This is a genomic window from Emergencia sp. 1XD21-10 (assembly GCF_009936045.1).
In the GTDB taxonomy this organism is placed as follows: domain Bacteria; phylum Bacillota; class Clostridia; order Peptostreptococcales; family Anaerovoracaceae; genus Senimuribacter; species Senimuribacter intestinalis.
Window position 1 is genome coordinate 46340 of record NZ_QWEQ01000018.1, and the last position, 24340, is coordinate 70679.

Consider the following 24340-nt stretch of genomic DNA (forward strand, 5'->3'; position numbering starts at 1 on the left):
TTAATTCTTATAACAACTCTTCCGTTACCTTTTTCAACTCTTCTCTAATTGCGATGTGCTGCGGACATGCTTCCTCACATTTACCGCAACCGATACATTCCTTCGCCTGTTTCAGACCGTGACCGGAAACCAGCCAGCTTTCCTGATGCTGCGCCATGGCTTTGTCCCGATAAAGGGTCAGGTAGTTCATGGCAGTAAAGGATCCGGAGATGCCAATCTGTATCGGGCAGACCTTTGCGCAATAATTACAGACAGTACACGGAATCATCGGTATCCTCGCCAGTTCCTCCTGCGCATTTTTCAGCGTTTCTCTCTGCTCTGCAGTAAGTCCTGTAAATTCCCTCATGTAGGACAGATTATCTTCCATCTGCGCTACATTGCTCATGCCGGAAAGTACTGTCATCACCCCGTCTAAATCAGCCGCAAAGCGAACTGCCCACGAAGCAACCGATGAATCCGGTTCTGCTTCTTTAAAAATCTTAACGACAGATTCCGGCGGTGTTGCCAACATGCCCCCTTTTACTGGTTCCATAACGATAACCGGCTTGCCGTGTTTTTTTGCCACTTCGTAACAGCCTCTGGACTGTACAGTCGGATTTTCCCAATCCGCATAGTTAATCTGCAGCTGCACAAACTCCATCTCCGGATGGGCTGTCAGAATTTCTTCCAGTTCCTCCGGGGTAGAATGAAAAGAAAATCCGACATGCTTAATCAGTCCCGCCTTTTTCTTTTCCTGCACCCAGTTCCACATATCATACTCGTCGAAATAACGGCTTCTGCCCTCTCCCAAATTGTGCAGCAAATAAAAATCGAAATATCCTGCGCCTGTCTGTTTCAAAGAAACCTCAAACTGTTCATAGGCTTCTTCCTTGGTCTTGCAATTAATCCATGCTGCATTCTTTGTGGCTAGCTGAAAGCTTTCCCGTGGATATCTTTCAACCAGCGCCTTGCGAATCGCATCTTCCGAACCAGCATAAGCCCAGGCTGTATCAAAATATGTAAATCCCGCTTCCATAAACAAATCGACCATTTTACTGGTTTCCTCTACATCGATGACGCCGTCCTTCTGCGGCAGTCTCATCAATCCGAATCCCAGCTTCTTAATGTCTTTCCCAAGGTCATTCATCACATTTCCTCCTTTTTGTTGAATTAAAGTGCGTACGCTTTGAAAATCTCTGGCAGACAGGTCTCGCAAAATTCTTCTGTGCGCGCTCTCAGACTGTAGCTGCCGTCACTTACACTCCAGCAGAACATCTGCCCGTAAAGTATATCCGCCAAAGTATGGGTTAAAACTTCTGCCGGCGTATCTTTTGCCAGATTTCCTTCTTCTACCCCTGCCTGAATCAATCGGCTGATCGAATCCAGATCAAACTTGAGCTTTCCACGGGGACCTGTCTCCTCCGAAGAAGAAATATCAGACAAACTTCTGATCCACTCCTGAGAAAGCTTATATCCGCTGTCTTCAATACATGCCGAAAAATGCACCATATAATAGATGATTTTTTCTATGAAAGTATCCTGCAGGCTCATGGCCTTATCCAAAACCTCGCTGAAAGCACCATATCCAAGCGCAAATACAATATCCTCTTTCTTCTTAAAATAAGTATAAAAGGTGCCCTTCGAAACACCTGCCAGTGCAGTGATCTCGTCAACTGTCGCCTGAGAAAGTCCTTTCTCTGCGATAATTTTGCTGCCTGCATCCAGCAGTTTTTTCTTTGTTGCAAGGGCAGCAATCTGTCTGCTCGTCATAAGCGTGCCTCCTTTTTCTTTATTATACTGTATAATTGACTATCAGTCAATGACTTATAGTCAATTATAAAAAAACTGCACTGCTTGATATTTCCTCATCAAACAGCGCAGCTTATCTCTTGCAGCATATGTTTATTTCCTATCCTGCTCCCACAGTTTATCTGCCACCGGCGCCCAGTTCTTTGCATATTCTGTGCACTTTCCACAAAGATGCTCACAGGATTCCGGCGCTTCTAAATCCGTAGATTTTGCTCCGGTCTTCTTTACTAATTCCTGCAGAATTCCTGGGTTTTCCAGCATAGGGCAAGGCCGCAGATGATTGTCATTAAACGGCTGTCCATCACGATATGCAAGAAATAGCGGCTGACGCAAACAATCAAGAAGTGACTTTTCTTTGATATTAGCGCCGGAGTAGTGAATAAATACACAAGGTTCCACGTCTCCGTTGGCATTGATATGGCAATACCTTTCCCCTGCCGCAATGCAGCCATGTACAAACTCTCCATCGTTTTGAAAGTCAATCGCAAATATCTCTTTACCACCTGTAATACCGCGGATTTCCCTGATTTTATCGTGCATATAAACTCTCTGTTCCGGTGTCAAAAGCAGTTCTGTACTCGCATTGACACCCACCGGCATATAATGGAAATACCATGCAAAAACACAGCCTTTATCGATAAGCATATCCAGGAATTCATCACTGGTTACAGTCAAATAGTTCTTGCTCGTATAGCAAATCGACACACCGAAAGGAATTCTCTTTTCATGCATCAAATCCATCGCCGCCAAGGCTTTCTGGAAATGGCCTTCTCCTCTTCTCCCGTCGTTGCTTTCTTCAAAACCCTCAATGCTAACCGATACAAAGAAATTACCTACTCGAAGAAGGTCGTCACAGAATGCTTCATCAATCAGTGTACCGTTGGTAAACGCATGAAATGCACAATCGCTGTGTTTTTCGCACAGACGGATAATTTCCTTTTTCTTAATCAGCGGTTCGCCGCCGGTGAACAGAAAAGCGTGAATACCCAATTCTTTACCTTCTGTGATAATTCTATCCATATCCTCAAAAGAAAGGTTCATTTTATCGCCATATTCCGCAGCCCAACAACCGGTACAGTGCATATTGCACGCTGTTGTAGGGTCCATCAGAATAATCCATGGAATATTGCACTGGTATCTTTCAGACATTTTCAGAGAAGTCTTGTAACCACGAAAACCAGACTCATATCCGGCATTTAAAGCAAAGGTCTTCAAAATATGCGGATCCACATTGCGCAAAATATTTTGTGTATAATGGGTCCACTTGCTATTCGGGTCTTTTGCCAGCTTTCTCAAAAGTTCATAGGAAGAACCTTCCCATGCGTCTCCTAAAATTTTCTCCAGCATATTAATCATAGGAAGCATAACTTCGGTCAAATCCTTTTCCTGTCCCTTGTTGATAATCGACTCCAAGCCTTTTTCGAAGGCTTTTCTTTCCATGATATGTTTTACATCCTTTACCAAAATATTCCACCTCCAGTTTATTCGTCTCTATGAAGATATATTTCCTTTTTTTCGTAACATATTATACTGCACTTTTCAAAAATTAGAACTAGACAATTTCCTGGATTTGACTAATCAAAAGCTGCACCAAAATGGTGCAGCCCGTATTTTCTGCATGTCTCCTAACTCAGAGGGCATCGTTCTTACTCACCTTCCCGTTTCCAGGGGCTAGTCTAAAACCCTCGAACAAGAACTCTCCCTTACAGTGGCGGTACCGTGCAGGATTCTCACCTGCTTCCATCTTAGCGCCCAATCCAATCGGGAGAACATGATTTAATAAATATCTTTTTTTACATACCGCAAATAGCCGGCTCCAATCCCAAGCAGCCCAATTACCATCCCGATTGCGACCAGTGTCCCATCGAGACTGCCCGCTGTCACGATATCCGCTCCTTCGCAGTAGGCGAAAGGCGTCACATATTTTAAAAACGCCGCCGCTTCCGCAATGTTGGCAATGAGATTCAGAAAATACATCATAAAAGCGATGCCAAGTCCGGCGCCCACGCTGCCTTTACGTGTGAAAGCAGAAATCCCGAAGCAAATCCCCGCCAGCTCCAGTTGCAGCAGATAATACGCAAGATGCAGCAAATTGATTTCCCTCCAGGGAATCGCTTCACCTACCGCCGCTATAGCGCACACAGAAATCCCATAAACCAGCAGATTCATCGCCGTCACCTGCACCAATACCGCAAGGAGTTTTTCCGTCACGACCCGCCTGCGGCTAATCGGATGGGTCAGCAGGAATTCAGCCGTTCCATCTTTTTCTTCCTTGCTCAAAATGCCAGCCGCGCACAGACAGGCATAGAATGCGCCGCCAAGCCCCAGCACATTCCCACATTCAATAGCATAAAATCCGGTCAGCATGCCGAAGTTCAGACGGTCCATTCCAAAAGCGTCGGAAAAAGAGCCCATGGAAGCAAACACATCGCCAACACTCTCCATCTGTCCTTTCATCTCCGGAAAGAGGAAGATGCAAACTGCCAGAAGAAAAGAAATGGCAGCAGTCCAAATCAAAAACGAAACGCGTCCCTGTCTCAACTCATGTCTAACCAATATCACAGCGCCTCACCATCCTTTTCATAATAGTGAAGAAATACCTCTTCCAAATCCGGCTCAGATACGGCGAGATCCGTAATCTGTCCATCCGCAAGCCTTCTCAGCAACTTGTTCATATCGCCGCTGTAAAGAAAGCTGGTCTGCCCCGCAATCTCTTTCCGGTCACGAATTCCGCAAAGTCCGTCAAGATTTACGCTGCCGCAAACCGCAACACGCCTGGCGCTGGTGCGAGAAAGCGCCTCTACACGATCGCAGGCAATGATCTTCCCTTCACGAATGATTGCGGCACGGCTGCAGTTTCGCTGCACCTCTGACAAAATATGACTGGACAAAAAAATAGTCGTTCCATCTGCATTGCGCTCCCGAAGGATTTCAAAAAATTCTTTCTGCATCAGTGGGTCAAGACCGCTGGTCGGTTCGTCCAGAATTAAAATTTCCGGCTGATGCTGCAGCGCGCAGACAATGGCGACTTTTTTCCTGTTACCAAAAGAGAGTTCCTCCACTTTTCGTTTCTCAGAAAGTTGTAATCTTTCACAAAGCCGCACAGCTTCCTTTCTGCAGTCCTTTTTTCGCAAGTCCGCAGACAGCTTCAAGATATCTTTCACCCGCATTCCGCGATAAAAAATTGCTTCCGACGGAAGATATCCAGTCCTGGCAAGAATCTGCTCTCTTTCTTCGCAAGCAGCAAGTCCGCTCACCCAGGCGTCTCCTCCGGTCTTTTTTATGAGCCCCATCATCGTGCGGATTGTCGTAGATTTCCCTGCGCCGTTGGGACCGATGAATCCAAAGAATTCTCCTTCGGAAACGGTCAGACTGACGCCGGAGATTCCCCGGTTTTTTCCATAATATTTAGTCAAATTTTCTAACTTGATTGCATCCATCTCGTCACTCCTTCCGAAGATAAATACTTTTCCAAAATGCGATCAGTCTGGTAAAATCCTTTTCCATTTCTGCGGTATTCACAGGTCCTCGCTGCACCATCTCCCACAGATATCCTTCCGACGCCCAGTACATCTCCCTGTACATCATGGGAATATCCAGTCCCGGCACAAACTGCGCCGGATCAAAGTTGATACGGGCGCGATCCGCTTTCAGGTTAAAATACCGGTGATAGCTTTCAGAAACAGCTGCGCAGATTTCCGGGTCCTTTTCGTAAAATGCTTTGATGGTAAAATTCGCCATGTCCGGATACTGACTGATCAGTTCCATTTTTGCCCGCATGCCCCGTTCCATGCTCTCAAACAGCCCCTGCTGGCTGTAGCATTCGCATTCGGTCAAATAAGCAATGGTCTTCTTTGCACAAGTATCCCACAAAAACAGATATAATTCCTTCTTGTTGTGAAAATAGTGGAACAGCAGCGATTTGCTGATTCCCGCTGCCTCTGCGATTTCACGCATAGGACTGTTATGATAGGTATTCTGCGAAAAAACTTTGTAGCCAGCATTGATGATTGCCTGCTGCTTTTCTTCCGGCAGAGAAAAAAACTTTTCGTTCATAGCGTCTCCTTCATTCCCGACCGATTTTATTCTATTATAAAGCCGTTGACCGATTTTGAGAAGGGTGCAATTCCTTCTATCCAGTTTCCTGGTATTTTCCTACGGCAGGTTTTGCATATGATTGTGCATATGTCGCCACTTCATCACTAATTTGCACAACTTCCACTCCTGCTGGTTGTGCAAATCCTACTGCCCACGCTGCCTCTTGCACAACTTTTGCGCTCCGTAACGCGAAAAAACATTTTTTTCATCAAAAAAGTTGTGCAAAACGAGTCATTTTTATCTTGCTTTGCACAACATACATAATATTAAACGCCACGATTTTCGTAAAAGTTGTGCAAATTACTTTTTTCAAGCTTTCCCTGCACAACCGAACCAACAAAAAGTTGTGTAGAAACAATTTTTATCGCATCATCTGCACAACCGCAATCTGAAAACGCGTATCTCCCGCAATACATTCTTCTGACCCTGCGATTAAATATCACAGATAACGCAATCACATGCTCCGCTTCTTGTTCATCACCCGTTTAATCTGATCTACCACGTGGAGAAAAGACCCCTTGTCCACCTTATAACTATAGGAAACCAGTTCCCCGCCCCGCTCGCAAAAGCTGCGCAAAAACTGCTTTTCCTTAGACGCGATAAAGGTTTCATAGCCTTCCGGCACGATGACTACATCGTTCTCAGCAAAGAACTGTTCCTCTTTTCCAAAGAACCCCGCAAGCTGCGTCGCCATCCCTTCACTCCAGCTGCCCAGCCCCTGGCAGTTATTTCTGACTACACCCGCGAATGCGTCGCTGGCGCAGAAAATGCCCACCTTCTGCGTATCTCCAATTTTAGCCAGACGGACAATGGTATGCACCGACGGCGTCATGGCAACCATCGCAAGCGGTTTATTGCTTCTTAGGTAGGATTCCACCTCTGTAAAATGGGTGGACGTAGTTAAAATCAAATCGTAATCCGCATTGAGACTTTCCGCCGCTTCCTCGATTCTATCAAGATCAAAGGCTGCCGTCTCAGCATAGCCAATCTGGGAAAGCTGCCCCTCAATCATCTGTAGCGTCTCAGGATTACAGTCCACCAAAGCAACCTTCACCACATCGTATTTTTCCGCAAGCCCCCTCAGCTTCAGATCTAGATAGATTTCCATTTCTCTCGGCGTAAACCCCAGACTTTCCAGTCTGGTGAAGAGTTGGTCGATTGCTATCATGGCTTTTTCTTTACGGCTGGCAAAATCCTCTTTCTGATCTATGACAAAAGAACCGCTGCCCTGTACCATCTCGACAAAGCCCTGCTCCTCCAGATATTCATAAGCGTGCTTAATGGTGCCGCACGCTACGCCGATTTCTCCGGAAAGATCCCGCACCGTTGGCAATTTAAACCCCGCAGCCAGCTTCCCGTCTTTAATTGCATCGGAAATTCGCTCCGCAATTTGCTTGTAAATCGGCTTTTGACCTGCCGTGTCCAGTTTAAAATCCACAAACATAGCTATTTCTCCACGGCAAGATATGCTTTCCTGCCATCTTCATACAGATTATTTCCCTGACTATCGATGATCACAACTGCCGGAAGGTTTTCCACTTCCAAACGGCGCACCGCCTCTGCGCCCAAATCTTCATAGCAGACTACTTCCGCTTTTTTGATGCACTTGGCAAGGAGCGCTCCAGCACCGCCGATGGCGCCAAAGTATACCGCACCGTTTCGTTTCATGGCCTCGATTACCTCTGGCGAACGCTTGCCTTTTCCAATCATGCCCTTAAGGCCCAAATCCAAAAGCGCCGGTGCATATGCGTCCATACGGTAGCTGGTCGTTGGTCCCGCAGAACCGATTACCTGGCCCGGTTTTGCCGGTGCAGGTCCTACATAGTAAATAATGCTGTCCTTCACATCAATGGGAAGCGCCTTTCCCTCTGCCAAAAGTTCGCAAAGCCGCTTGTGCGCAGCATCTCTTCCCGTATAAATCACGCCACTAATCAGTACATTATCTCCTGCGCGCAGGTCTTTTGTCTTATCTGCCGTCAGCGGCATCGTAATTTTCTTCTCCATATCTTTCCGCCTCTCCTTCTATAATACTGCACTCTTATGTCTGGTTACATGGCAGTTGATATTGACTGCGCACGGAAGCCCTGCAATATGGGTTGGCAAGGTCTCGATGTTGACTGCAAGCGCCGTGGTTTTTCCGCCAAAGCCCTGCGGTCCAATACCAAGTGCGTTGATTTTCTCCAGCATTTCTTTTTCAAGGTCTTCATAGAACGGATTTGCATTTCTCTCATCTGCCGGACGCATAAGTGCTTTCTTCGCAAGAAATGCCGCTTTGTCAAAGGTGCCGCCAATGCCTACGCCCACCACGATAGGCGGACATGGATTAGGTCCTGCATCCTCTACCACCTTCAGAATAAATTCTTTTACACCGGCAAGACCGTCAGAGGGTTTCAACATCTTAATCTGGCTCATGTTTTCACTGCCAAAGCCCTTTGGCGCAACGGTAATTTTTAAGGCGTTGCCTGGCACGATGTCATAGTAAATCACCGCCGGCGTATTGTCTCCTGTATTGACTCTATCGATGGGATCCTTGACGCAGGATTTGCGCAGAAAGCCTTCCGTATATCCCTGGCGCACGCCTTCGTCTACAGCGTCCTTCAAATTTCCGTCAATGTGCACCTCCTGCCCAATCTCAAGAAAAACGCATGCAAGACCGGTATCCTGACAGATTGGCACTTCGTCTATATCTGCAATCTGATAGTTCTCTTCGATTTTATCTAAAATATTTTTTGCAATGTCAAAAGGCTCACAGGCTTTGCATCCTGCAATAGCACCTTTGATATCCTCCGGCAGATGGCAGTTTGCCTCGATACAAAGGTCTCTGACCGTCTGTGTAATCTGTTCTGCTTTGATTTCTCTCATGATATGTTCCTTCCTTAAATGTGCAGCTTAATTCTGTTCAAATCGCCGGTTTCAACATCCCAGCGCTCGCCTACAAGACCGATAATCAGATACATCTCCTGCATGGAGTCATAAAAGATTTCTTTCAGCAGGCGGAAGTTTTCAATCTCACCGGTAGAACGGACGTGGATTCTAGGGCCCGTGCAAGGGTGTACCAGCTCGCCGATTTTCACGTGATCCTCGTCAAAAAAGCTGACGGAAAGATCCTGCGCGATGTATTCGTTGACTGCATTTTTCAGCGCATCGATGTCGATATCCGGTTTTTCCTTAAATCCCAAAGAAAAGCCCCTCTTGATATCTCCATGATAGCACTTCTGGAAAAGTTCCTGGGGCATGCAGTGCTCCACAAGGTCTTCTGCGGTATGCGCCATCTTACGATAACGAACGGACTTGTGCACAGTCTCCGCAATATCCTGAGGAAGCGGTCCAAATAAGTTCGGTCTGGTAATGATAATCTGCTCCCCTACACCGATTAAAAGCTGTGCGTTGGTTTTCAGGAAAGGAAACAGTAGTTCAAAGTGCTCGATGATAACTCTGCGTCCCTTCTTGATGGCTTTTTCGGTCGCTTCTGCCAGTTCGTGCATTTGTGTAAATGCAGACTCAAAGCGCACATCCATGTGATAAGTATGGGGTGCATAAAACCCTTCGTCTTCGTCTACATCTAAAATTGGCAGTGGTCTTACATTGACGCCGCTGTCATCGTTGCAGAGGTCCAGACCCGGAAACATGCCCTTAATCAGCATGCTCTTTCCGGCGCCTGCCTCACCGATAATTCCAATGAGTTTATCTTCCGGATCCAAATACTGCTGCGCAATCTGCATCCCCAGCTCCAGCATACGCCTGTTTCCTCGGGGTGCAAAAAACACGCTATATAAATGAGGAGAATTGACCATATAATTTCTTTGTTTCGGCATTTTTCCAACCTACTTTCTTTACGTATTCATTGTCATCATTGTATCACATTTTTTATGATACATCTACTTTTTTGTATCAGATACAATTTTGGTGCAATTTTGCTGAAATATTTGCTTTGCAATAGATTCTGATTTATACAGACGCATATAAGACGGATACTAAAACAGCGGCCTTCATCTGCCGCTGCTCTATGTCCTGTAATTCAACCCTCTATAATACCTTTTAACCTTTAATATCCTGTTTGATGCTGGTTGTGGATATATCTGGTGTCCTTTCCAGATAAACAACTTCTGCACCCTCTTCCTTAAGGAAATCAAATTTTCCTTCCCAATCATCTCCAATAACAAATGTGTCCACATGATATTCATGGATATCCGAGCGTTTTTGCTCCCAACTGGTTTCCGGAATGACAAGATCCACATAACGGATTGCTTCCAAAAGCTGCTTTCTCCGCTCATAGCTAAAATAGCACTTCTTCTGCTTTTCATTCCAATTAAACTCGTCGGTAGAAAGAGCCACAATCAAATAGTCTCCATACTCCTTAGCTCTGCGAAGCAGATTAATATGCCCATAATGGAGCAAATCAAATGTACCGTAGGTAATTACTCTTCTCATATTTTCTCCCTTACTTAACTTGTACTCTTCCTTAGGAGGATATCCGCCAAACGTGCAGATGCTTTTCCGTCGTTTAAAAGATTATACTCCTGATTAAATTGTTTCACTGTAGAATCGTGCTTATCAAAATCTATTGCATGAATTGCGTCCGCAAGCTGCTTCTCTGTCTTTACAATTGGCCCCGGCAAATCAGATGTCTCAAGATAAAACCCTCTTATTTCATCACGGTATTCCTCCATATCATACATATAAAACAGCATAGGCCGTCCCAGTATAGCATAGTCAAAGAATACGCTGGAATAATCCGTAACAAGAAGATCTGCAGCAATATATAAATCATTGATATCATCATAGGAAGAGACATTATAGATAAAGCCCTCATATGCATGAAAATCGAAATAATCCGCAACCAGATAATGCGCTCTGAACAAAACGATATATTCTTCTTCCAGCTGTTTTTTTAAATAGTCGAAATCTACCGGATTTTCGTACACATACCCCGCCTGTGCATCGTGCTGATTATCCCTCCAGGTGGGCGCATAGAGTATAATCTTTTTGTCGCATCCGGAAAGACCCAATCTCTCTTTTATTGCCTGCACATCATCGCCAGTGAATGTATTCAAAAAATCATTTCTGGGATAGCCGATTTTAAGAATCGCTTCCTCTTTTCCAAACTCTTTAAGATTCCATGCAGAACTAAATTTTTCTGTGACAAATTGACATGGTGACAACAGATAATCCAGTCGTTTCGTATCTGTTTTATACTTGCTGCGGATTTCTCTGACCGAATTCATTGCATTATCTGAAACAGTAATATCATAGCCCAGCCGTTTCAGAGGTGTTCCATGCCAGCACTGTACATATACCTGCTTCTTTGACGGCAGCCAGTGATCCAGCGCGCGGAAGTTAAAAATCCAATATCCTGCTCGGTGCAGATATTTCTCACATTCTGCACTCGGATTTTTTACAACTTCAGTATTAGGATTTTGTCCCAGCCACAGATAGTCCTCCGGATTTTCAAAAAGCCAGATAAATCGAAAGTCAGAAAAACGAGAATCCTTAATTAAGTACTCATAAACAGCCTTTGGACTGCAGGCGTAACTTTTACCATTGTATGCGCCAAAAATTATCATTTTTTCGTCAGCTGCGGTGCCGATTCCTCTGAATCGATAAATAATTCCCCGTATTCCGTAAAGAGTGCTCCTCATCAGAATCCGCAAAACAGTTGATTTTTTTGCTATTTTTTTTAATGTAGGTATCATCTTCAAAAGAGCCTCCTATTCAGTAAGCAGTGTTTCAATGAATCCACACAATTTCTCTGTGCAGTCGTCCAGACCAACTTCAATATACTTTTCCCGAAACTCCGCAACGGCACCCCCGTTATAAGGATTACGGAGTTTATCCGCCAGCTGTTTTTCTGATATGCAGACATATTCTCCAATTGCCTCTTGACTGAGATCTACATTAAGACCTACATTTTTATCATATTTTTCAAGATCCGGCTGATAAATATATAAATCACGGTCAAGGATCGCAGCTTCAAAAGCTATCGCCGAATAGTCAGTGATTACCTTATCGCAAATTCTAAGCCATTCCATAGACGAATACTTCTGATCCACAATGACACCTCTTTCCTCTGCCCAGCTGTAATCTCCCTGATCCAGAAAATGCTTTTTCAAAACCAAATTAAAGGTGTTAAAATCGAATTGGGAAATCAGTTTCTCCAGCTCGAGCTCCGAATTTTTACGGAAAGTCGGCACATAAAGCACGCTTTGTTTTTCTCTGACTGCAGGATAATCTACTTCCAGCCTTTCTCTTGCCACTGTATCCTTTCTTCTGATAAAGTCAATTCTTGGAAGGCCGTAATAAACCAAATTTATTTCCGATGTTCTGAAAGCCTCTGCAAAATATTTTCCTGTAATTTTGCCAGGTGCAAGAATGTAATCATAATTTCTGTGCATTCTCATAGCCTCTGCAACGGCTTTGCTGTGACCATCAGGACTTTCAACATTCTGCCAGCCGAATTTCTTAATTGCACCAAGGGCGTGCCACATCTGAACTACCTTCTGACCCCTCTTTTTGGGCAGTACCGACACCAAAATACAGTAGCCATCAAGAATAACCACTTTAGCTGATGCTAGATGATACATCTGTTTCATTAGTTCCAGACCATAGCTGACTGCTCCGGCTGCAGATTTTTTCAATGTTTTTGTAAGCACAACGGTTTCTATGTTCTGTTGACGCAGACAGTCTGTCAGAAGCTTTATATCCAGTGTAGACTCATCTGACTGACGGCTGATAATAGCAACTTTGTTTTTCAGCCTAAAAGGCCTGAAAAACAAATTGATAAAACGCAGAACTGCTGTTGCCCCATATATGAGAAATTCAGACATCAATTTCTCCCTGCTTTCCCTAATTATTTTTATTTGCTGCAGCATGCTGATCTCTCATTTTATACAGAGCCCTCATGACTGAAGCGATTGGATAAAATTTCCTAAAGTGTCTGTATGCACCCGGATCTTCTGAATTCTTTACGAAACAGATATCCGCCTGGTTCATGCATTCCTTCAGTTTTGATTTCGGGAGTCTTCCCATGATATATTCTTCTATCAGTACCTTTTCGCTGACAAAGGTAACACCGGTGTTTTCAACTTTACTGTTCATATCTACCGGCTTACCGAAAATCATGTAGTCGGCAAACATACCAGGAAGGTTGACGTTGCATCTTGTAACCGCATAACCGGACGCACCAAAACGCATGTTTACTTCAACGAAGTAGACCTTTCCATCGGCGGTTTCGATTAAGTCGATATCATATAAACCATCGAATTTCAGAGTACCTACAAAATCGATAAGCTTATCAATCAAAGGCTGCATGGTTTCACACGAAAGGATTCTCCCAGTAACGGCAACGCCTCTGTGCTCATTCTGACCGCCCTCTTCAGCACCGAAGAAACCAGGGCCATTAGCACCCGCCTTAGTGCTGACTCCAAGAATAGAGTATTCCTTCTTAATGTCCACAAAATCTTCTACCAGCATTTCGATATCTTTCTTCGCAGAAAACTCTTTCAAGGTATCAATGAGTTCCCGCTCACTGTAGCACACCCGCATCCTGCTCTTTGAGCTGTTTCTGCTGACGTTCGGCTTGATAAAACAAGGATACGTAACCGTCTCCGGAACGTAGAATTTACCTCCTACGGTTCTGATTACACAACTGTTTAATACTGGTAAGCCTGCTGCAAGGGCCAGTTCCTTCTGTACTCCTTTGCTCATCAGCCGATTAATTTCTCCCTCTTTATTATCCGCATTCGGAAGAAAATAGAACTGACTCAGCTCTTCCAGATATTCATCTGCAACAGAAGCCACCAAATCGTCAGCCGGTATCAAAAGCATCTTGCGGGCAGGATCTGCTAAATCCTTCAGCATGTTTACAATATTAATACTCTTTCTTCTGGATACGCACATATGATATGCCTTGATATATTTACTGTAAGCATCCGGTTTGAGCATTTTCATCAGATTTCTCAGCTTCGGCCTCACCTGGAAAATTCGCAATATCTCTACTTCATACCCCGCTTCACCCAAAGATCTTGCCATACACAGATTAGAGCAGTAGTTACGACCTGCAACAATCACACGAGGTTTTTCTGAGTTCACGTTTCGTCTATTTGTTTTTTTGGTCTGTGGAAATCCTAAGAGAATCTGTTTCAGAGGGCGAAGCTGTGCCGCTATTCCTCGTTTCATCTGTCCCAGTGACCGTCTAATTTTTTTCAGTCTCTGTTTAATCTTTTTTTTGCGTGCTGTCTTTGTAATTTTCCTGATGAAAAGTTGTCCCGGTGCAGGGTCCTCATCAGAATAGAGAAGCGGAATATCCGCCTCTGCAATGCAGGTATTAAGTTCCCTCTTTGTCATAAATCCATGAATATAATCATCCCACGCCACTTTTTCGTAGATAAAGCTCCTACCATAAGCTGTTACCTTTTCCTCTTCCGGCATATGTTCCTGTCCGATAGCCTCTTTTACAAACAGTGCCGGAAGATTTACTCCGCTCATGAAATAAGAGTAGTTAGGACCTCCACTCCGCAAATTCACTTCATTAAAGTAAATCTTATCGCCGACAACATTGAACTCCAGATCAAACATACCGATATAGTGATACGATTTCATCATCTCAATAATCTGCGTCTGAATCTCTCCAAGCTCTGCAAAAGGAGCTACTTTTCCTGCCAGAGTAACGCCTTTTTCATATTGTGCCACATTGGTTTTCCGGATGATTGCCGGAATAATAATCTGCTGATCCAGACAGACGCCAGACAGGTCAATTTCATTTTCAATATTGAGAAACTCCTGTACTAAAATCGAACGATTCGCAAATTTACGCTGCAGCTTATTGAGATGGCCTCTGAGCTCCTGCTTATCATTACAGAGTTTCATTTCTCTTTTATAGCCGGTAATACTTTCGATAGGCTTTACAAAGCAGGGATAAACCAGATCCTCCGGGATCACAATATCATTTGCCAAAGAAATAATCCACTCCTTCGGTGTAAGCAGTCCGGCCTTTCTTGCAAGATTTCCCTGAACAGTTTTGTTCATATGATCCACCATAGCGCCGGCCTTTCCACCTACGATAGAAGGCATCACAAAGATATCTTTCAGTTTATCTCTATTCATGTCCATCACAGAAGCAGTATAATCATCTGCTGGGAACAGCACCGGTCTTACTTTTTCCCCTGAATACTGAAACAGCGCTTCTAATAGTTCCGTGTCTTCTCCATCTTTTACTTTTTGGGATACGACTTCAATAGACCTACGGACATACTTACTGCAGCAGGCAATGTCTGAAAGTCCCGGTTTATGAGCATTGGCGACTAAATCCACCATATACCCGGCAGCGCCCAGAGAACGAATTACGGCAAGACCCGTTGAGTAATTTCTGGAAAGAACAACAACCAGAGGCTTTTTCCCTTCATACTCTTTTTGTACCTTTTGTCGCTCCTTTTCTTTCAGAAGCGCTCGATATCTGTCTTCCTGCTCATCTGTAGGAATCAAGCAGAAATTATATTTCTGGTATTGCTTATAACTGATACCCAACCTGTTTCTTGCATCCTTAATCTGCTTCTCCGCATATTCTCTTTTCCAGCCAGCCGTTTCCATTGCAAAGGCGAGACAGGCCTCTTTTTGCTCTTTATTCCGTTCTCTGCGGCGAAGTATCTTCGCATATTCCTCTGCCTGCTCCTTCTCGGAGTACTTCCAGAAATCATATTTGTCGTAATCTGCCAGAGAGATTCCCAGTCTATTACGGGCATCTTTAATCTGTTCTCTGGCATACGCTCTTTCCCAGCCGGATTCTATCAGAATATGATTCAAATATTCATCTTTAATCTGTTTTTTTCGTTCCCGCTCAGTGACTTCTTCCAAAAAAATCCTTTCCGGATTTGCATCCTCATTATCGCAGATAATCTTAATATCTGCCTGTTCCATGCACAAATCCAGTTCAGCTTTTGTCATAAAGCCGTGAAGATAATCCTCCCAGGCAACCTTTTCATAGATATATGTTTTACCAAATTCAGCTAGAACTGCCTCCTGTGGTGTATGCCGCTCACCACATATTTCCTTTACAAAAATTTCCGGAAGATTTACGCCACTTTTATAGTAAATATAATTAGTACCGCCGCTTCGCAGATTGTTCTCATTAAAGTAGATTTTGTCACCGACAATATTGAATCCCAGGTCGAACATACCAAAATAGTGAAATTCACGCAAAAATGCTAGGATTTTCTCTTTGAAGTTTCCCAGTTTTTCTACTGGAAAGGTTTTTCCTGCCAGCGGAACCCCTACATCATGCTTCCCGATTAGTCTTTTCCAGATAATACCCGGCAACACAACTCTCTGATCCATGCACACGCCTTCCAGGTCAATTTCTTCATCAATTTCAAGAAATTCCTGTACCAGAATAGAACGATTGGCAAAGTTTTCCCTCAGCTTCTGTAAATGCGCACCAAGTTCCTCTTTACTATCGCATTTTGCCATCTCCTGCTTATATCCCAAGCTGCTTTCTAAAGGCTTGCAGTAGCAAGGGTACACCATGTCTTCAGGAATTGTTATGTTCGCATCTCTTAAGGAAATCACCCATTCCTTCGGAATTAGAATGCCCACCTTTCTGGCAAGCTCTCCTTGTACACTTTTGTCCATGTAATGCTTCAGACTTCCCTGACCGCCGCCTACAATACCCGGCATAACGAAGATATCCGAAAGAACCCCTCTATGCAGGTCCATAACTGACGCAGTATAGTCATCTGTCGGAAACAGAACTGGTTTTTCTGGATATCTGTTGGCATAACCGAGAAGGGCTTCGACCAGCGCAGTATCTTCCTCATCCTTCACTTTCTTCGTCAATACTTCAACGGCTTCATGAACATATTTACTTTCTGCAATCAGTCGAGAAGCGTTTTCTTTATATGCACTGGCAATTAAATCCACCGTATATCCTGAAGATCCAAGGGATCTGATTACACTGAGACCAGTAGAATAATTTCTTGAAAGTACTACAACTAATGGTTTTTTATCATTCATTGTTTTCCCTCTTCCTCTTAAGAGATTTTTATAAATATCTTTCCACTACATGATGCATTCCCCTATGCTCCTGAAGATAGAACGGCAACTGTAAAACATTAGGTGCAGGAGATGTATTTCCTTCTATGAGTACTGGTCCACTCTCTGTAACAGCAATGTCCCAGCCCACATAACCAACACCTTCCACGATTCTGCCCGCCTTATCAATTAACGCTTTTACCTCATCCCAGTAAGGTACCTGAAACCCCTTAATTATTTCACCTGTAGCGGGATGCGTTTCATAGATTTTTCCCGACAAATCAATGGCATCCGTCATAACTTTACCGCTTTCCAAATCAATCAAGGCAAGAACGCCTCCATTATGGAAGTTATCCACTACTGCATCCCCTCCTGCCATTCTGAAAGCAGCATAAAGGATGTGCACTTCGTCATCTTTAAAAACAGATACCACACGAAGCGTATTCACTGCTCGTTTTGAAAATCTACTCATATCTGGATGCTGAATCAGATATCCCTCAACGATGCCTACAGGAAGCGTCTTTATCCGATCATAGCTGGTTTCTGCGCTGTCTTCAGAGATGTCAAAGACCTGAACCCCAGATCCGCAGCTTGCCGACAGCGGCTTATAAATCACTTTTTTTTCATTTTTAAACTTCTCTGTGAATTCCTCCAAGGACACATCTTTATTGTATGTCCATACTCTTCCCAAGCAGTCACCGAATACCTCATTGAATTCATTCTTATTTCTAAAGCAGGCAACATTTTCCTTGTTCGTATTATATTTTTTCCTAAGTGCATTTGCGTCGCCCTTTGTAAAATAAGTTTTCTGGGTTTCTTCGTCAGTCTCCCAAAACCTGTATGCTACATAATCTTTATATTCTGCGCCGCATTTAGCCTTTGACTCCTCCATTTTTTCTTTTGCTACTTCGTAGCTCCATCCGGTATTTTCCATTACCGTATGAAGGAATTTTTCATTTTTTTCAGCTTTTCTCTTTCTCTGTGCCTCTTTCCTCTGGTATTCACTTTCCTGCTCGTTTATAGGAATTTTATAAAACTCATACCGATTATAATCCTTATAGGTAATGCCTAACCTCTGTCTAGCGTCTTCAATTTGTGCTACAGTCTTCTCACGGCTCCAGCCCGTCTTACTCATAACAGATAATATATTTTCCTCTTTTCTCTTTTGTTTTTTTAACGCTTTATCTGCAGATTTCGACGAATCTGCCTTTTTTCTAAAAAAGCTAAACATATGATATCCTCCTTTTTCCTGACTTTCATTCAGCGCTATATTGAAATTTACTATTTTACAGCCCTTCTATCTCTAATTCGATATGGAATTCTCATCAAAGCAGCAACAAAGTAAAACCGTTTAAAATACTGATAAGGCTTCGGATCGTCGTCAGCTTTAATAAAGCAAATGTCTGCGCTATCCATCATCATTCTGCCCTCAGACAGACTCAAATCACTTCTTACATATTCCTCCAGCAGAATTTTTTCGCTGACAAATCGCTTTCCTGCTATATCAAGACTACAGTTCAAATTCAGTTCCTTACCCTTCAACAAATAATCTGCATACATCGCAGGAAGATTTACACCGCACCGGGTAAAGGCATGAATTGATGCCCCCGCACGAAAGTTCAGCTCTACAAAATAGATATTTCCATCTGTTGTTTCAATAAGATCAATGTCAAATAAACCAGTGTAATTCAAGGAATCGACAAAAGCAATGCACTGCTCGACGATAGGCTGCAGAAGCGAATGAGAAACCGTTTCCCCCATTAACGCTACGCCTTTTCTCTCCCGGTGTCCGCCTGCTACAACCCTAAAAAGTCCCGGCGCTATAACGCCTGCCGCAGTACTCACCCCAAGCAGCGAATACTCCGCTTTAATTTCTGCAAAGGTTTCAACCAGAATTTCAAAATCAGACGATGCTGCGTACTCACGTAAAACACCGTTGAGTTCGTCCCTGTCCCTACATTTCATCATTTTTGCTTTAGTATCCTTTGAACTGACATTCGGCTTTATAAAACACGGATACACAATTGTTTCCGGAAGTTCAAACTGTCCGTTTCGGGATTTCACCAATACACTGTCAAGCACAGGTAACGAAAACGTAGCAGCAAGTTTCTTCTGCACAGCCTTGTTCATCAGTTGGCTTAGCGCTCCGGCACAATCTGAAATATTAGGGAGTATATAATAAGGTTTCAGTTCTTCTAGGTTCTCATCTATAATTTGTGCAGTATAATCATCTACCGGTATCAGAAGAGTTCTGCCATTTGACGCTGCAAGATCCGACAAACTGTGAAGAAGCCACGCCGGATTATCTCCGCTCACACATTGGTGAAACTGTCTTACATACTTGCTGTAAATCTCCGGCTTCATTCTACTGAGCAGATTCATTACTTTCGGTTTCTTCTTATATACACGAAGGACATCTATCTGATATCCTTCCATTCCCAAATCTCGAGTCATCGTAAGGATATTGCCATAGTTTCTGCCTACTACCACAACAACAGGGTGTCTATCATCGGACTTTCTAGTATCCGCAATATCTTTTTCCTCCGTTTCTCTTTGCAAAAGATGTTTGACACGATGCTTCAATGCGCTTAAACGAATCCTTTTTTGAAAAATCTTTCCAGGTGCCGGATCGTCTGTATTTGAAAGGAGCGTGTAATCAGCATTTTTTATACAGCGATGAAGTTCACGCTTTGTCATATAGCCATAAATATAATCCTCCCAGACAACCTTTTCATATACAAAGGTTTTTCCAAAGGAAGTAATCGTCTCATCCTCACTGCTGCGCTCTTCTCCTGTGATTTCCTTTACAAAAATCTCCGGCAGATTTACACCGTTTAAATAGTACGCAAAATTAGGCCCACCGCTGCGAAAGTTTACTTCGTTGAAATAAATCTTATCCCCGCAAAGGTTTAATTCCACATCAAACATCCCAACATAGTGACACTGTTTCATGAGCATTTTAACACGTTCCAGGGTTTCACCTAATATATCTGGCGGCAACATTCTGCCGGACATAGTAACGCCTCGCTCATACTCTGCTACCCTGATTTTTTCTATGATTCCCGGAATAATAACCTTTTGATCCAAACAGATACCGGACATGTCATATTCCTTATCAATATGCAGATACTCCTGAATCAGCACAGATCGGTTACTGAAAAACTTTTTCATCTTCATCAGCTGCCCTTTTAATTGTGTTCTGTCCCAGCACACCATCATTTCTGTTTTGCGTCCAGAAACACTCTCAATAGGCTTCACAAAACAGGGATAAACCACGTCTTCAGGAATAATAACTGTCTCTTTCAGAGAAACCCTCCACGCCAAAGGTGTCAAAAGCCCTGCTTTTTTCGCTAGACTTTCCTGCATCGTCTTGTCCATCAAATCAACAATAGAACAATCAGAATCTCTTGTAGTATGCGGAATCAAAAAATGTTTATCCAATACTCCGCGATTAGAATCCACCACAGATGCAGTAAAGTCATCTGCCGGAAAAAGAACCATTTTTTCCCCACAGCATTTTGCATACTCCATCAGCACTTCCATCAACGATGCCCCAGTATCGCCCTGAATCTTAGGTGAAAGAACTTCTGTTGTTTTATTCAGATATTTGCTGCTAGAAATAATAACAGAACTTCCTTTTTTCTTCGTACTGGCAATCAAATCTACCCGATAGCCAGCAGCGCCCAAAGAACGAATAATGCCAAGTCCGGTAGAATAGTTTCTTGAAAGCACAATCACAAACGGTTTCAATTTACTCAATATAATCTCCTTGACTGTAATATCTCAAAATAGTTTTTCCATCTGTTGTATATATATGTCATAATGTTTAAATTTCAATGATATTTTACATATTCTTGATACTCCATTATATAACATCATGCAAAAAAAGTCAAACAGGTCAAAAGAACTGCTATGCAGTTTACAGAAACATCAGGGCTATATAAAAGGGTGTCGCATCATCTAAAAATAGAAGATTCTGCAACACCCATTTCTTTTCACGCAGAATATATTTACCTGCGTTCTTTCTATTTGCACTAACGATAAATGCGGTTCGCCTGATTGGACCACTTTGTGTAATACTTCATTCCGTTGATTACCCGAACTCCACGCACTTTGTAATAATATCTTGTACCATTTACAAGATTACTTGTATTCTTCAGTGTCCGTTTAGTTCCGTCCGTTGTAGTGTAAAGTGGCTTGCTACCGTAGCCGCCCGACTTTGTACTTTTGAAAATCTCAAAATAATCCACTTTATATCCATAGGATTTTTCCCAATTGATACGGATATAACCATCCCCCAGTTCCGAACTTGCTGTCAGAGTAGTTCCTTCTACACCATCTATGATATCCTGATTTGGATTCTCTGGGCTTTTATATATGCGGTTGGCTTCACTGGACCACTGGGTATAATATTTCGTTCCGTCGATTACCCGAACTCCACGCACTCTATAGTAATACCTTGTGCCATTCACCAGATTGCTTGTGTTCTTCATCGTACGTTTAGTACCGTCTGTCGTGGTGTAAAGTGGTTTGCCATCGTAAATTCCTGATTTTGTGCTTTTAAAAATTTCAAAGTAATCCACTTTATACCCGTAGGATTTTTCCCAATTAATTCGAATATAACCGTCCCCCAGTTCCGAACTTGCTGTCAGACTAGTTCCTTCTACACCGTCTATGATATCCTGATTTGGATTCTCTGGGCTTTCCGGATTTTTATAAGTGCGGACGGTTTCATTAGACCACTTTGTATAATACTTCGTTCCATCAATTACCCGAACGCCACGCACTCTGTAGTAATACCTCGTATCACTTACTAAATTACTTGTGTTCTTCATCGTACGTTTGGTACCATCTGTCGTGGTATAAAGTGGTTTGCTGTCATAATTCTCCGACTTTGTACTTTTGAAAATTTCAAAGTAGTCTACCTTATATCCATAAGATTTTTCCCAATTGATACGGATATAACCGTCTCCCAGTTCTGAACTTGCGGTCAGAGAGGTCCCCTCTACACCGTCTATGATATCCTGATTTGGATTCTCTGAGAGAGACGAATCCTTGCTGACCGTCACATAGTAATTTTTTGTATATTTACCAGATGGAGATTTCACCTTAATCGTAATCTTATTGTCGCCTTCCTTCAGACTGTTCCCACTGATTGTCACAGTTGCATCATTATCATTTTTCATAGTCTTGATGGTCAATTTATCTACAGAAGCGCCTACCGTCGTCTTCACTGTATAGTTTGAAGTAAACCGGTTAAAACTTTTGGTAAATGACAGCTTTTGATCTCCTGCGGACACAGTAATGCTGTCTAAATAACAGTTATTACTTGCCACACTGGGCTTTGCCGCAACTGTACTCGGCATACTCTTATAGACGGGAATCTCAAAAGTGAAAGATTCACTCAAAACACCGAAATCATAATAGTTATTCTGAATTAAGGATGCCTGCGTTGCTGCCGAAAATATTGCTGTTGCATATTGATAAGTTCCGATTCCCGAAAGCCCGTTCATGATATTGTATCTTTCGTAGTAAGAAGTATACTGATTCCTTTCCAAAAAAGTACTGGCAATATAAATTGCGCCTCCTTTAACTGCTTTTTCCAAAGTATTCCAGGGCCGTAAATAACTAGTGTCAGTCTTATTCACACCACCTGCCGCATAAACAAGCCCTTTGGTTGCTGCACTGCCGTCAGGACTGTCTACCGACCCAATATTATACACATTATAACAGTTTTCAAAGGTTTTTCCACTGTATGTAAATTTATGTCCGTTTATCATAAAATCGCTGCTGCCTAGTTCCTGTCTTGTCTTAGTCGCCAGATATACAGGACTGATCACATACTTTTTCCCGTTATAAGTCTGCTCTGCGGCACTGATATAATACTTTGCCGCAGTTGACGGCAGTGCAGTAGTTGAAAGAATTTTTTTCACCAGAGATTCTGTCTGATAGGTAGGATCATAATTATTTGGCTCAAACATAAAAATACTGGATTCCGTCAGCCAGTTTCTAGGATCCATATAGTAAGCAACGCCCTCTTTGGAAGCTGACACCCACGAATCTCCATCTTTTCCGATATAAGTATGCTTATCAAAGTCATAATCTCCCTTTTGAACAGATTTAAATCCATCCGAGAAATTTCTTGATACTAAATTCGCATTGGAATTTGCACATTGCTTATTCAGCGCTTCTTCCCATGTAAAGTCAACGTGTTTTGCGCGGAATTTCCAATTAGGGTGATTCACATGAAGTTTTCGAAGCATCGTCTTATAGCTTTCAGGAAAACCTTCTGACTCAAGCATTGCCTCAAACTGCGCATCGGTCAGTGCACCGCCCCCAATACCTTCAGAGGGACTGTCCATATCTACATAGCTTGCAGATATGTAATAGTACGCATTATTATAATAGATTTTATACCAGGACGAGCCCGCAGCGGTCTCTGCTGCCAAAGCTACTTTCACCTGTGTCCCTTTTTCCACAGTTCCTTCACTGGAAAAATCCGTTCCCGGTCCTTTTCTATAATTAATCGTAGAAGTTGTCTTTCCCTCTCTATAAGAATAATTAACCGATGCCAAATCAGAACGAATATAACCGTCTCCGTAACTGCTGGAAATCTTGTACCAGATATCAGTCTTATTGCTACTTCCTGCAACTGTATACTTTTCTTTCTCTATATATACTGTGGATCGATATGGAATTGCTCCAACGATAGAGGAAGAAGTGGAATAACTGCTGCGTATATTAACGCCGTCACTTTCTGTGATAGTCGCCGTCGCTTCCGGTACCGATACTCCGTAAGACTCGGAAGTTACAACAAAAAGACACGTCACAGCAATGCACAACAAAAATAATACTGTTCTTGTAACATGGATTTTAATCGTCATAGACTCTTGCCTCCTATTATTTAGTAGAAAGGGTTCGATATATCTACTATTTCATAATTCAGTAAATCTCATTAGCTTATGATTCTTCAGTGCTACTTTTACATTTTATAGAATTCATAGCAATGGGGTTCTTTCAAAATACGATTGGAACCATAACTGCGTCCAGTATACCATAGTTCGACTTCTTTTTCAAATGTATAAAAAAGGTTATAGTCTGCTGATAACTCCCCATAGCGTTTCCCCAATGCTTCTCCGCTGGTGACGCGCCCCAGCAAATCATAACTACCCTTCAAAAGGGTGGTTTGCTCTAGGACTATAGCCCTTCACTACAGGCTAGCATCCCAAAGTGCTAGCTTTCACTTTGTTCAAGCTACATTGCCGTTGCCTCTTTAGCCACCCCACAAAGGGGTTTTCTTTATTTTGTAAATGGGTCGTTATACTCTTTCACGCTCAGTTTGTCAATCGCCTGATCATGTTTTTCTTGCTCTCTGACATATTTTCAGATTGTTTCCTCGTTCAATCCAACTGCAAGTTGATTACAAATGTAC

The 24340-nt window shown here is 43.0% G+C and carries 17 protein-coding genes, 1 pseudogene and 1 riboswitch; all 18 genes and pseudogenes read right to left on the reverse strand.

All coding sequences use genetic code 11. The annotated features are described in order from the left end of the window. Positions 1 to 7: 7 nt before the first annotated feature. The gene (locus tag D1151_RS11640) at positions 8 to 1126 is read right to left on the reverse strand and encodes an aldo/keto reductase (RefSeq protein WP_160200546.1); all 1119 of its coding nucleotides are present in this window, start codon (positions 1124 to 1126) and stop codon (positions 8 to 10) included. A gap of 23 nt (positions 1127 to 1149) precedes the next feature. Continuing rightward, the gene (locus D1151_RS11645; protein WP_160200547.1) at positions 1150 to 1749 is read right to left on the reverse strand and encodes a TetR/AcrR family transcriptional regulator; all 600 of its coding nucleotides are present in this window, start codon (positions 1747 to 1749) and stop codon (positions 1150 to 1152) included. 132 nt (positions 1750 to 1881) lie between these two features. Next, the gene (locus D1151_RS11650; RefSeq protein WP_330588332.1) at positions 1882 to 3252 is read right to left on the reverse strand and encodes a radical SAM protein; all 1371 of its coding nucleotides are present in this window, start codon (positions 3250 to 3252) and stop codon (positions 1882 to 1884) included. A 133-nt stretch (positions 3253 to 3385) separates the two neighbouring features. Beyond that, positions 3386 to 3578: riboswitch (cobalamin riboswitch) on the reverse strand. Beyond that, on the reverse strand, positions 3565 to 4350 hold the full coding sequence (locus D1151_RS11655) for an ABC transporter permease subunit (protein WP_161909002.1): 786 nt from the start codon (positions 4348 to 4350) through the stop codon (positions 3565 to 3567). It overlaps the preceding riboswitch by 14 nt. After that, entirely contained in the window at positions 4347 to 5228 is an 882-nt protein-coding gene (locus D1151_RS11660) for an ABC transporter ATP-binding protein (protein WP_161909003.1), read from the reverse strand. Before D1151_RS11660 ends, D1151_RS11655 begins: the two co-directional genes overlap by 4 nt. A gap of 4 nt (positions 5229 to 5232) precedes the next feature. Continuing rightward, positions 5233 to 5844: a TetR/AcrR family transcriptional regulator gene (locus D1151_RS11665; protein ID WP_160200550.1), complete on the reverse strand. Its 612-nt coding sequence runs from the start codon at positions 5842 to 5844 to the stop codon at positions 5233 to 5235. A gap of 496 nt (positions 5845 to 6340) precedes the next feature. Next, positions 6341 to 7330, reverse strand: coding sequence for a GntR family transcriptional regulator (locus tag D1151_RS11670; protein ID WP_161909004.1), 990 nt, complete (start codon positions 7328 to 7330; stop codon positions 6341 to 6343). A gap of 2 nt (positions 7331 to 7332) precedes the next feature. Continuing rightward, the gene (locus tag D1151_RS11675) at positions 7333 to 7890 is read right to left on the reverse strand and encodes a Fe-S-containing hydro-lyase (RefSeq protein WP_160200552.1); all 558 of its coding nucleotides are present in this window, start codon (positions 7888 to 7890) and stop codon (positions 7333 to 7335) included. Between the two features lie 18 nt (positions 7891 to 7908). Then, complete coding sequence (locus D1151_RS11680) at positions 7909 to 8748, reverse strand: fumarate hydratase (RefSeq protein WP_160200553.1); 840 nt, start codon at positions 8746 to 8748, stop codon at positions 7909 to 7911. A gap of 14 nt (positions 8749 to 8762) precedes the next feature. Beyond that, complete coding sequence (locus tag D1151_RS11685; RefSeq protein WP_243150974.1) at positions 8763 to 9623, reverse strand: alanine-tRNA synthetase second additional domain-containing protein; 861 nt, start codon at positions 9621 to 9623, stop codon at positions 8763 to 8765. Positions 9624 to 9924: 301 nt separating this feature from the next. Then, positions 9925 to 10317 (reverse strand): glycerol-3-phosphate cytidylyltransferase, encoded by a 393-nt coding sequence (gene tagD / locus D1151_RS11690; protein ID WP_160200555.1) that lies wholly within the window; start codon positions 10315 to 10317, stop codon positions 9925 to 9927. A 14-nt stretch (positions 10318 to 10331) separates the two neighbouring features. Then, positions 10332 to 11579 (reverse strand): CDP-glycerol glycerophosphotransferase family protein, encoded by a 1248-nt coding sequence (locus tag D1151_RS11695; RefSeq protein WP_160200556.1) that lies wholly within the window; start codon positions 11577 to 11579, stop codon positions 10332 to 10334. Between the two features lie 15 nt (positions 11580 to 11594). Beyond that, a complete protein-coding gene (locus tag D1151_RS11700; protein ID WP_160200557.1) occupies positions 11595 to 12710 on the reverse strand; it encodes a CDP-glycerol glycerophosphotransferase family protein in 1116 nt (371 codons plus the stop codon). 19 nt (positions 12711 to 12729) lie between these two features. Next, positions 12730 to 16890, reverse strand: coding sequence for an ATP-grasp domain-containing protein (locus D1151_RS11705; RefSeq protein ID WP_161909005.1), 4161 nt, complete (start codon positions 16888 to 16890; stop codon positions 12730 to 12732). A gap of 28 nt (positions 16891 to 16918) precedes the next feature. Then, on the reverse strand, positions 16919 to 18139 hold the full coding sequence (locus D1151_RS11710; protein WP_161909006.1) for a sugar-transfer associated ATP-grasp domain-containing protein: 1221 nt from the start codon (positions 18137 to 18139) through the stop codon (positions 16919 to 16921). 50 nt (positions 18140 to 18189) lie between these two features. Next, a complete protein-coding gene (locus D1151_RS11715) occupies positions 18190 to 20667 on the reverse strand; it encodes an ATP-grasp domain-containing protein (protein ID WP_161909007.1) in 2478 nt (825 codons plus the stop codon). A gap of 275 nt (positions 20668 to 20942) precedes the next feature. Further along, complete coding sequence (locus D1151_RS11720) at positions 20943 to 23792, reverse strand: SH3 domain-containing protein (RefSeq protein WP_161909008.1); 2850 nt, start codon at positions 23790 to 23792, stop codon at positions 20943 to 20945. A gap of 415 nt (positions 23793 to 24207) precedes the next feature. Continuing rightward, a pseudogene (locus tag D1151_RS11725) lies at positions 24208 to 24318 on the reverse strand (IS200/IS605 family transposase); the annotation flags it as partial. Between the last annotated feature and the right edge of the window lie 22 nt (positions 24319 to 24340).